Consider the following 12656-nt stretch of genomic DNA (forward strand, 5'->3'; position numbering starts at 1 on the left):
TTAAAATCCAACATTTAATCCAACCATAAACGAACGTGCCTGTGGATAGATTCCTTTATCAACTCCAAATACGGTTCCTCCGATTTCAGGATCATACCCTGTGTACTTGGTTATGGTAAAAAGATTTTCGCTCATTACATATACACGTACTTTTTGTGCACCAATTTTTTGAATTACATTTTTAGGAATGTTGTATCCAAGCTGTAATGTTTTTAACCTGAAATAATCTCCTTTTTCAAGATATCTTCTTGTGAAATTAGTGTTGTTTTTGTTGTCGTCCTTTTCAACAACTCTTGGTATGGTAGTCGAAGGGTTTGTTGGTGTCCAACGATTTAGGATGTCAGTTTGCCAGTTAGCAAATGTTACGTCTAAACGACGTAAGCCTTGAAATATCATATTACCACCTGCTCCACTTCCAAACACTACAAAATCAAAATTCTTATAGGCCATATTTATTGTCAGGCCATAAGTATATTTTGGAATCGGATTTCCTAGATAGGTTCTATCTGCTGCCTCAATCTGATTATCGCCATTTAAATTCGCGAACTTAACATCTCCGGGTTTTGCATTAGGTTGAAGCTTAGTTCCCCCTGGTCCAACATAACTGTCAATTTCTGCCTGATTTTGAAAAATACCAAGTGTTTCGTAACCATAGAATTCATTGAAAGAGTGCCCTATTCCAGTTCGGGTAATATTACCCATACCCTGAAAGCTTTGGGCTTCATCTTCAATAAATAATTTACCTGTGGCAAGTTTAGTAACTTTATTTTTTAAGAACGAAACATTTCCATTTACGCCAAGGTTAAATTCTCCGAATGTTTTACGGTATCCAAGTTCAAGTTCCAGACCCTTATTTTCCATATCTCCAATGTTTTGTGCTGGAGCTCCAGCTACCCCCAGGTAACTTGGAGGTGTCGGATATTGAAGTACTCCGACTGTTTTCTTTTTATAAACATCAAAGGCCACAGTAAAGTTGGTGAATATAGTAGCATCAAAACCTAATGTTGTCTGACGGGTTTCTTCCCATTTCAAATCAGGATTAGAAGGGGCTGCCGGGCTCCACCCTATTGAGCTGACATCCGTTGTTCCAAAAGTATAGTTACGTCCACTTGAAACCAGGGCATTGTAGGCAAAATTGGAAATTTGATCGTTACCTGTCACACCATAACCTCCGCGGATTTTGAAAAAGTTTATCACGTTATTTTCCTTCCAGAAATTCTCCTTAGTAGGCACCCATCCTAGTGAAAATGATGGAAAGTATCCGAACTTATTGTTATCACCAAAACGCGATGAACCATCTCTTCTGATAATACCGGTAAAGAGGTATTTTTCGTCATAATTATAAGATATACGGGAAAATAAAGAGTTAACTTTATGAACTGTCCCATCGTTTCCATCTGCAGTTCTGTCTGCACTAACTGGCTTATAATTTAAATTTGCTTCTTCAAAGTTATTTGCAATAATATTGTTGAATGTTACATTTAAAGTTTTGACATTCTCATCAAGATATATTCCCTGACCAACTATAATATTCGCATTGTGCTTTCCAAACGTTTTTGAATAACTCAACGTATTTTCAAAATTGTAATTCAAAACATTATTCCAATTGCGTACAAATGAGTTTTTAGTTCTGATGTTGGATGAATTTAAATAGGCAACCGGATTAAATGCATCATCGCCATAAAATGCGATCTTGGTTCCTAACGTTGATCTAAAAACTAAATCTTTGATAGGCTGCACTTCTGCAAAGGCATTTCCAATTATGTTATGATCCCATCCATAATTCCCAAGCCTTGTTTGAATATAAGCAAGAGGATTAATTAATTCCTGGCCAACCCAGGGCGATAATCCAAATGGATTTCCACTTTTATCTCTTAAAACATTTGGTGTTGTATATGGTGGTTTTGAAATAAGATCCGGATTGGTTTCAATCGCCGGAGTGGTTGGATCTAAACCAATTGCAGAACTCAAAGGCCCTCCAAATTCATTATTTGTATTGCCTAAGCTGCTATTTACAGAATGACTATATCCCAAATTCTCTCCAACAGTTAACCATTTTGCAAGCTTATGGGTAGAATTTAAACGAACATTCGCTCTATTCCATTTTGAAATCGGACTTGCAACTATACCTTCCTGCTTTATGTATCCGAAAGATGAATAAAATGTAGATTTCTCTCCGCCACCTGCGATACTAAATTCGTGGGTTTGTCTCCTCGCATCATTGTTAAATATAACATCCTGCCAATCAGTTCCCTTGCCTAATGCCGCGGGATTCGCAAATGGTAAAGTTGCATTAGGGTCTGTATTTTTTGCAGCCTCATTTCTAAGTGTAGCATACTCCGATGCATTTAACAGATCCAAGGTTTTTGCAGGTGCAGAAGTACCGTAAAATCCATTATAATTAATTTGAAGAAGTCCGGATTTACCTCGCTTAGTAGTTACTATGATAACACCATTTGCAGCACGGGCTCCATAAATAGCTTGCGATGCTGCATCTTTTAAAACTTCTATAGATTCAATATCTGATTGATTCAGGTATCCAATACCTCCATTGTCTACAATCACTCCGTCAACCACCCATAGAGGATTGTTGTTTCCACCCGCAGCAAAGGTTGTATACCCTCTAATCCTTACTGTAGCTGCACTTCCCGGTTGTCCGTTGTTTGTTGCTATGGTTACGCCGGAAGTTCTGCCTTGTAAAGCTTGTTCAACCCTATTTATCGGCATAGTTTCTAGATCCTTAGCTTTTACACTCGAAATTGACCCTGTAACGTTGCTCTTTTTCTGCGTTCCATAACCTACTACTACTACCTCTCCCAATGCAGTAACATCCGTCTCTAAAGCGATGTTAACAGAGGAGCTATTAGTTACAGTTATTGTTTGTGAAATCATCCCTAGTTGGCTGATGATTAGTTTTGATCCTACAGAGGGAACCGCGATCCTAAAATTTCCGCTGGCGTCTGTGAGTGTTGCTTTTGTGGTGCCTTGTAATGTTACGGTAACGCCTGGCAATGGTTTTCCATCACTCTTGTCTGTTACCTTACCCGTTGCTGTTACTTCCTGTGCCAATGAGGCAAATGGAGACATAAGAAGACAGCAAACGAAGAAAATAAGTGTAAGACTTCTTTTCATACAATAAGATTTAGTTTAGTTTATAATTGGTTAATTTGGCTTCCACCTGGCGGTTTCGGCTAACTCAAATCTATACCTGGAAATGGTTTTTATAATATTTCCATACCACTACACTACCCCTACAAAAAGAAATTCAAAGGCATTATTACAATACACGCACCACTACATCGCCACTACAACAAACAACTAAGCCACTGATTTACAATACTGTTATTTTAATCAAGAGCCCTCAGCAGTTCTGGATATTTGCATAAGGAAATCGTACAGGTTAGTTTCAGACTGAATATGCAGTTTTTTCCGTAATCGGTACCTTCCTACCTCTACTGCTTTTATTGTAATATTCATGAGCTGAGCTATTTCCTTGGTGGAAAGGTTCATTTTAAGATAAGCGCATAATTTAAGCTCATTTGGTGTAAGCTCCGGAAACTGATCTTTTAGCTTATTAAAGAAATTAGTATTAACTGTATTAAAATGAATTGAGAAGTTTTCCCAGTCCTGATCACTCTTTTCAACATCTCTTATCAGGCGGATCAAATGTCTGAAGCTTGGCGAACTGTCATTAATATCATGATTTTTAATTACGGCAGAAATAACCTCTTTGATTTTAGCCAGCACCTTGCCTCTTTGCACCAGATGCATGGTCATATTAGATAGCTCTCTATTTTTGTAATTTACATCAGCTTCCAGTTTTTCGTATTCTAAACGTACGATTTCCTTTTCGCTACGATCCATTTCAAGCTGATGAAGGTAGCTTAACCTGGTCTGGGCTTTAATGTGTTTCTTCTTTTGCCACTTAAAGAACATATAGATGACTACGCCCAGGAGCAATACATAGAACATGTACATCCATATGGTTTGATACCAGGCGGGCAAAATTTCAAAAGTATAGCCAACAATTTCCGACTCATTACCAAAACTGTTTCTTGCCCTAACGTTAAATGTATACTTCCCGGCAGGCAGATTAGTATAATCTTTTTCGCTTTTTTGCGTCCAGGACGACCATTCTTTATCAAAACCAACAAGTTGATAACTAAATTCAATATTTGCCTGATGTTCAAATAATGTAGAAGAATATTCAAAATGGAGAGAACTATATACATTGGCAAGTTTTAAAACAGAGGATAAATCCTGAGTTTTTACCATTTTATCTTTATTCAGGAAATAACCACCAAAGATTGTACTATCCTTTTTACCAAACAGCTTTACTGAACCTAGTAAGACATTAGGTTTTGGGATATTTTCCAAATATTTGGCATAATTTAAATGATAAGCGCCCTTATTGGCACCTATAAAGACATTCTCGTCGTTCAAATAATAAATAGACTCAAACCCCCCAACAATTTTCCCATCTAGCTGAGGAAAATAATGTATTGTAAATGATTTTGTAGCTGTTGGATGCCCAAAGTCTAATATCCCAACTTTTTTATCTGATACAAACCATAAATTCCCTTTAGTATCTTCTTTTAAATATTGGATTCGTATTTGCTTTAATGCTTCACTAAGTAAGGCAAACGGCCTAAATTTATCTCTTGCTGTATCATATTCGTATACGCCATTTTTAGTTGCAACTACAACCCGATTCTTTATTTTAAAAATATAATTATACAAATGTGAGGGTAGACCTTGTTTATCTGTATAGATAGTGTATTTCATTATCTTTTTAAAATCATCAGATAGTTCAATTTTATATACCCCATGATATGGATGAGAAGCCCACAAATTGTTATTGGCATCAAATGCAATAAACCTTAAGGATTCTGTACGTCCTTCGATTTTGCCCTGATTGGTAAAACTTCCATTCTTATAATTTATTTTTTGAAGGCCCAGATAGGTGCCAGCTATAATATCTTGTGAAGGATACACCCCTGAAGTTGGCTCAAACAACCATGTTCCCGGCCGATTATATATTTGATGGGCAACATCACCTTCAATTTCAAAAAAACCATCCTCATGCCCCATTAAAAGTTTGTTGTTGATTTCGCTAAGATTCCAGACTTGTCCTTTAGCGTTTTTAACTTCCGTAAAAGCTTTGGTCGACAAACTTAAATCGACAATACCCGTCTCTATTTGTGTTACATACAAACCATTTGATGTTCCTATATATAATTTCCCATTGAAATTACGAATAGCATAGCTTGTTATCTGTTTATTCTTATCCGGGAAGATGCTTTTTACTGCGCTATTAATTGCAACATAATCAATCCCATCATTCAGCGCTAACCAAAGGTTTTTACTATTATCAGTAATAAAGCCCCTAACATTGTTATTCTGCAAACCATCCTTATAGGTATATTTTTGTAAAACCTTTCCCTGTTTATTAATAATTAGAACCCCTGCAGAGGTAGTTCCAATAACGTACTTATTACTGTCTATTCTATCAGCACCATAGATCCTGTCGTTGTAAAATACCTGATCCAGATTTGTTGGCTTAGGTATGAGCTTCCCTTTATGCATTAAAAAAAGTCCATTTTTTAACGTAGCTACAAGCATCGTGTCTTTATTGTACTCCATTATGGAAGTCACTGCAGATTTTAACAATGCCGGATCTGAACAATATGGTTTCCAGATCTCACCATCATAAATCATTAATCCGTGTCCTTTGGAATGAGCAAAAAACTGATGATTGCTTTTACCTGCAAATTGCCATTCTACATCTGGCTTATAGGTTTTTACAACCCCATCTTTATAATAAAGAATGACACTGGTTGTTCTAAAAACTACGGCATCATCTATAATAGCAACATTCCATATATCGGCAAAACTTCGGTACTTTTCAGGGATGAGAGGTATAATTGAATGATATTTCAGGATTCCATTCTTTTCAGGATAAAAATATCCGGCTTCATCTTGTCCCCCAATAAAAATCCTATCGTGCGAATCTATTTCAACAGATCTTACAGAAGTAAAATTTGGCAATTTAATAAGGTTCCAGAACCGGCCGTCGAATGTTAGTAAGCCTTCATTATTTCCAAAATATAAAATACCGTTCTTGTCCTGCGCAATATCCCAATTTTGCATTCCGGCCTTATACTGGTCATTATTATAGTTAAGTATTTGAGGTGTACCAATTTGGCACAGACCTTCAAAATGGGTAAAACAAAATAGAATTAGAATGATTAGTAGAGTTTTCCTCATAAATTACAGCAAACAAAAAAATCCGTATTTGGTTAGCTACCCAAAGTACGGATTTTTGATCAACATAGGTGTCTCACCTAATAAATCAAGGCTTACATGAAGCTTCCGTCCCCACGACGCATAATGCCTCTACCCCCACGTCCTTGAGAACCAGACCATTTTTGCAGTCTCATGCTCAGTTTAAGCATAAAGTATCGACTGATGGGATTTACTCTTGTATTTACATAACCGCCATCATCTGGTTGCTGTGTCCTCAGAAAATTATTCTGATTTAAAATGTCAAATGCCTGAAAAGTGATCTGGCCTCTTCGGTTAAACAGTTGGCGTTCCAAACTTGCATTGATCACTAAAGGGCTATTATTTGTATTTCCGACTATACCATTTATGAACTGCTTACTGCCATTGTACCCCAACATCCATACATCCCATAAATATACTCTTCCATCTAAATTAAGAGAAAGCGTGTTAATTTCATTATTACCGGAACGAAGCGTTGAATTAGATTTTTCGTTTTTGTATCCGATGTTCGGATTGATTTCGAACCATTCCGTAGGATTAATTTTTGGGCCAAAGCGCTGATCGAAAGAAGTAATATCAGTAGTATTCAAGATACCGTCCCGCATACTCAGGCTATGATTATAACTCACCGTACCATTAAGTTGCAAATTATACTTTCTGTTGTTGAGTTGCTTACTGATGTTGTAATTACCGGTCAGTCTATACACTCCACTAACATTCAAAAAGCGTGTTTCATTAATTTTACTACCAGGGAGGTTTGGATCTGGATTGTCAACAGTTTCCACATTTCTGATTACAGCGTTTTCCGTATATGCCCCATTTACGTTTAACGAAAGATTGAGCTTCGAGTTTGCAATATAATTATTGTAATCACCTCTTAAAGTATGCACAAAAGTGGCAATCAGATCCGGATTACCAATAACCGGATTATTTGGATTTGTAACATCCCTTACCGGTTGTATCTGATCAAATGTTGGTTCTACTGCATTCCCTGAATAGTTCAAAGATACTCTTTGCTGTCTGCTCCAACGATATTCAAATCTTGCAATAGGGATCAGGTTAAAACTACTCCTGTTTGTTGTCGTACCCAGACTTACTTTAGTACCGGATAATAAGGCTGGCACACCTGTTAAACCAACAGAAAAACGAACTTTGGAAGCATTGGTCATTCCATATCTAAAATTCAACGCCACCCGGCCCTGTGTAAATGAATAGTTATAAATGTTACTTAATGAATCTATAATGCCGGAAACGCCACCCTCTAAAATATCCCTTGTAGTCGCGGTATTGTCATAACCATTATAATTTATCTGTGCATTCACCTCGAATTGAGTATTGACTCCAAGAGGTTCAACATAAGTCATACTTCCGCGATAATTATCACGTCGATTCTTACGTGCAATGACCTGATTAATTATAGAATCTTTACCGTCTTGTGCCGCTTCAGTATAGAAAGTTGTGAAATTGTATCTTTCCTGCTCATTATCCCGATTATTTTTATTCAAATCTATCTGGGTTGAAAAATTCCTTCTGTATTTTTTAAACAGATGCTGATAAAAAGCAGAAATACCAAATTGAGGCGCTGTGCTGGAATTTGAATTTGTTATGCGACGGTCCTGATCCAAACCCATCGAAAGACTACTACCCCTTTGACTTAAGGTGGAGGAACCATCATTATCAGTAGAATTAGACTGGAAAGTCGGGACAACTTTAAGGTAATTACTTGAGTCCAGATTTACTTCAAATTCAAGCTTAAAACTATGATTGTTTGATTTTTGCAAGCCTGTATTCGAACTGTTGGAGTGCAATTGTCCATTATTTAAAATACTTAGGGATTCGGTCTCATTCAAATTGTCTCCATTGGAATTTTGAAATTGATAGCCCAAATTATAGTCTATTTTTTTTCCGATTTTATCACGCAAACTAAATCTGGCATTTGCATTCTTTGTCGTGCCACTTAATGCATTAAGATTAATTGCATCTTTATAATTACCGTTTATACCAATCTGTTGATTTCCGTTAATTCGCGTGGCAAATAATCCGGCTTCCTTTCTTTCCTTACTACCTCCAGCGGTGTTCAGATTCACCATATTTCCAACAGACTTATCTGTTCTTGTAGTAATATTCAATATCTTTTCAGGATCACCATCCTTTACGCCGGTACGCGCCGCCTGATCACCATAGTCATCAACAACCTGAATTTTATCAACGATCTCAGCAGGAAGATTTTTAATTGCATTTGCGATGTCACCTCCAAGATATTCCTTTCCATTCAATTTGGCCTTAGTGACTGCTTCTCCCTGATGGACTAAACTTCCATCAGTACCTACCTCCATACCCTCCATCTTTTTGAGTAGTTCGTCTACAGTAGCATTCTTTCGGACAATGTAATCGCTGGCCTTGTATTCAACTGTATCTGTTTTATAGGTAATAGAAGGGGTTCCATTAATAACTACCTCATTCAAAGTATTATGTTCTTCTTTAAGAACTATTGGATCCATCACAATCCTTGGGCTTGTGTCGTTTTGTTTAAAACGCATTGCGGGGGTAATAACATACCCAATACTCTGAACTACAATAATATAGGTTGCTGATTTTACATTTCTAAAAACAAATACACCATCATTATTAGTACTGGTTTTTAGGGTATCCTTGTCGGAAGTTAAACTAACAGTTGCGCCAATTACTCCGAGGTCTGTAGAATCCTTTACAATTCCACTTATCTCACGCGTGGGCAATGGCGGAGGAGGGTTTTGTTGCCCCTGTGCATAAAGTAGTACAGAACTGAATACCAGTAGAAATAATACAATAGCAGGTCTCAATGCATTATATAAATAATTCATTTTTCGTTTGTGTGGTTTATTTGTGTGTGAGTAGTATCTATGTATACAGCTTATTTAAGAATATATTTTCCCCAAAAATCTGTTGGGCTGGTTAATGCTTGAAAATCTATTCCAGAACGTCTAGGGCCAAAATTACCACCGCCCCCGCCGCCTCTATTACCACCAAAGCCACCTCTTCCGCCGCCACCGTCACCTCCATCTGGTCTCTGCAATTGTAAACCATTCAATTTTATATTATATGCAAGTTCCTTTGGTGCATCTTTCGAAATGCCCAACTCTTCAAACGGGATTGCCAACTCATAGAAGAATGCTTTATCATTCCCTATACTTGCAAATGCCTTTATACCTAAATCGTTATAAACGGAAATAAGGGTATCAGTTGTTTTTTTAAACCCGCTGATCTTAATTTCTTTAACCTGGCTAAGTTGTCTTTTTTGCATTACAGCCATCATAGAATCTCTTTGTTCCGGACTTTGCGTTCCCCCGCCGCCGCCCATTATGGCACCCATTTGGCGTCGTCCGCCACCCTGTCCGCCGCCTTGTGCAGGTCGGTTAATCAATGGATATGTAAGTGTAATGCTCTCCTTTTCATTCTTTTTCCCTTCAGTATTTATGGCCAAAGTAATTCCTCCGGCAAGAATCTTTGAATTATTTGCTACATCGGTAGATTTAATTACAAGATATAAGTTCTTGTCATCGTTACTTATCGTGTATAAAATACTAGTCCGTTTATTTTCTGCCTGAAAAGTATCGTTCCATTCTGTATTTCTTCCATCAACCTTTATATTAGTCGGAGCAATTATACTACCTTCTTGCACATCTTTAAGTTTTTGCGCTTGCGCAGCCATGCAAAAACCGGCGAGTAATAAAGTATTTGCTGTAATTTTTAAGAATATTGATTTCATATTTGGTGAAAATTTTGTCATTAACTATAGCTTTGGAATTATGACTCACTAAACTTGCTTAGGTTTAATCCTAATGAGCAAGTTTATTCGTTAATATTCTTGTTACAATCAATTTTACAATAGCATTCCACCTCAACACAAACTAATGAGCTTCCTGTACTTCCTTTTTTTGTTGAAATATGTAGATCAGATAACCCAGAGCAGGCAGAATAAATATACTGCCGATCAATAAGGCATAACCTAATGTATCTATCGCTTTCGCTTGTCCCTGATGGGTAAGTAACGACAAATTGGCCCCGTTTTTAAGCAATACGATATCCGGAAAATGGCTATATGTGGCTGCAAATAAGATCATAGCAACCTGAAATCCTGCGAGTAAACGAAGTAATATGGGCTTCTTCCGCTGAAGTAAGAAAAACATAATAACCAATGAAATACTTGCAGCAATAATGGCTATCAAACCCAAAGTGTCTCCAAAAATCCAGCTGGCTAAAGGAATGTTTTCATGATATGCAGCAACAAAGACTAATGCTCCGCAAAACATAACAGTATAAATTGTGCGTCTTGCTTTTCTAATAAAGAAGCTCCTGTCATCATCATTGGCTGCCTGCCCTATGATAAAAATAGTAGCCAAAAACCCACAAATACTAACTGTAAATATCCCAACCGAAACAGAGAACCAGTTTAGCCAGCTAAAAACATAGGCCGAAAGAAAATCCTGGGCCTGCACATCTATTTGACCAGACACAGAACTGGCAGCAATTATTCCAAGGAAAAATGGAGTGATTAAACTTGAATAAACAAAAATTGGGGTGTATAACTTTTGCATATCATCCTTAACCGCATCATAGTTTCTAAATACGAAGGCTGTTCCGCGGGCAATAATGCCAAGCAGCATACATACTAATGGAATATGCAGATAAATTGAAACTGTAGTATAAATTTTGGGGAACCCAACAAAAAGGATAACAATAGCAATAATTAACCACATATGATTTGCTTCCCATATAGGGCCAATCGCTTCATACATAGTTTTACGCGTTTTAGATCGATTACCTTTTGATGTAAACAATTCTATAATTCCCGCTCCAAAATCTGCACCACCTAATAGGATATATAATAAAATTGATGTCCATAGAAAAACAATAACAACATAGATCATAATATCAATTTTTAGGTAGTTTGGAAGTAGAATCATATAATTTGTCAACCATCGTAATTTGACGGTAAAGCAATAAACTCACTATAACGGCCAACGAAATATATACGCCAGTAAAGAGATAGAAAGAATAAGCAATTCCAGGCATTGGTGTTGCAGCATCCACAGTACGCATAACGCCGTTGATAATCCAGGGTTGTCGTCCAACCTCTGTTACTGTCCACCCTGCCTCCAAAGCTATAAATCCCATGGGAGTTGCAATCACGAAAAGCTTTAACAGCCAGTTACTTTTAAGCCATTGTTTCTTTTTCCAAAGTGCGATAAAGTACAATAAAGCAATAAACACCATCGCCATTCCAAGTCCAACCATAATCTGAAACGCATAATGTGTTACCGCTACTGGAGGTTGATCTTCTTTAGGGATCATGTCTAGACCTTTAACTTCTCCATTAAAATCTCCTGTAGTCATAAAACTAAGTAGTCCAGGAATTTTAATTGCATAATCAACTCTTTTATTCGCTGTGTCCGGAATCCCACCAATAATTAATGGGGCATTTCTTTCTGTATGAAAATGAGCCTCCATAGCTGCAAGCTTTGCCGGCTGGCGATGAGCTACATCCTTGGCTGAAATATCACCACTGATAGGTTGTAAGCAAGCTGCAACTGTTCCAAATACTGCTGCTATTTTAAAGGCTTTACTGTGAAAGAGCACATTTCTCCCTCTAAGAATCATCAGGGCGTGTACACCTGCTACCGCAAATCCGGTAGATACAAATGCAGCAACCGACATATGGAGCGCCTGAGAAAACCAGGCATCATTAAACATTGCCTTTATAGGATCTATGTTTAAATACTTGCCATCTACAAAGTCAAAACCGGCAGGGCTATTCATCCAGGCATTTGCTGCAACTACAAGAATCCCTGACAGTAACCCACTTATTCCTACAACAACACCGGTAAACCAATGGAACCACGGATTTAGCTTGTCCCATCCATATAAATAAAACCCAAGGGCTATAGCTTCAATAAAAAATGCCGTCCCCTCTAAAGAAAACGGCATTCCGAATATAGGACCTGCGTGCTCCATAAATGTTGGCCACAGTAGTCCTAGTTCAAAAGATAATACCGTCCCCGAAACCGCTCCTGTTGCAAAAAATATTGCAACACCCTTGCTCCAGGCTTTTGTAACGTCCTTATAGACGACCTTTTTTGTTTTCAGCCAATAAAAATGAGCAACTGACATAAAAAACGGCATCACCATACCAATACATGCAAAAACAATATGAAAGCCAAGAGAAAAGGCCATCTGGAGTCGGGCAGCTAAAAAATCGTCCATAGTTAGGGTTTAATAAACGTTAGTCGCTAAAAGAAATAGTCAAGCAAAAGTACGTGTTTTAAGTACAGGAACCCAATTTTAGACTGCATTTCAACCAATACTTTTATCATTATTTCAATATGTTTTAC

At 37.4% G+C, this 12656-nt stretch carries 6 protein-coding genes; all 6 read right to left on the reverse strand.

Annotated elements, in window-relative coordinates:
• Complete coding sequence (locus AC6CH7_RS07625; protein WP_498262108.1) at positions 1-3132, reverse strand: SusC/RagA family TonB-linked outer membrane protein; 3132 nt, start codon at positions 3130-3132, stop codon at positions 1-3.
• A gap of 219 nt (positions 3133-3351) precedes the next feature.
• On the reverse strand, positions 3352-6267 hold the full coding sequence (locus AC6CH7_RS07630; protein ID WP_498262109.1) for a ligand-binding sensor domain-containing protein: 2916 nt from the start codon (positions 6265-6267) through the stop codon (positions 3352-3354).
• 92 nt (positions 6268-6359) lie between these two features.
• Positions 6360-9128 (reverse strand): outer membrane beta-barrel protein, encoded by a 2769-nt coding sequence (locus tag AC6CH7_RS07635; protein ID WP_498262110.1) that lies wholly within the window; start codon positions 9126-9128, stop codon positions 6360-6362.
• Between the two features lie 50 nt (positions 9129-9178).
• On the reverse strand, positions 9179-10033 hold the full coding sequence (locus tag AC6CH7_RS07640; protein WP_498262111.1) for a hypothetical protein: 855 nt from the start codon (positions 10031-10033) through the stop codon (positions 9179-9181).
• Positions 10034-10175: 142 nt separating this feature from the next.
• Positions 10176-11195, reverse strand: coding sequence for a cytochrome d ubiquinol oxidase subunit II (locus AC6CH7_RS07645; RefSeq protein WP_498262112.1), 1020 nt, complete (start codon positions 11193-11195; stop codon positions 10176-10178).
• Positions 11196-11199: 4 nt separating this feature from the next.
• Positions 11200-12528, reverse strand: coding sequence for a cytochrome ubiquinol oxidase subunit I (locus AC6CH7_RS07650; protein WP_498262113.1), 1329 nt, complete (start codon positions 12526-12528; stop codon positions 11200-11202).
• Positions 12529-12656: the final 128 nt, after the last annotated feature.

Source organism: Pedobacter sp. GQ55 (genome assembly GCF_059758925.1).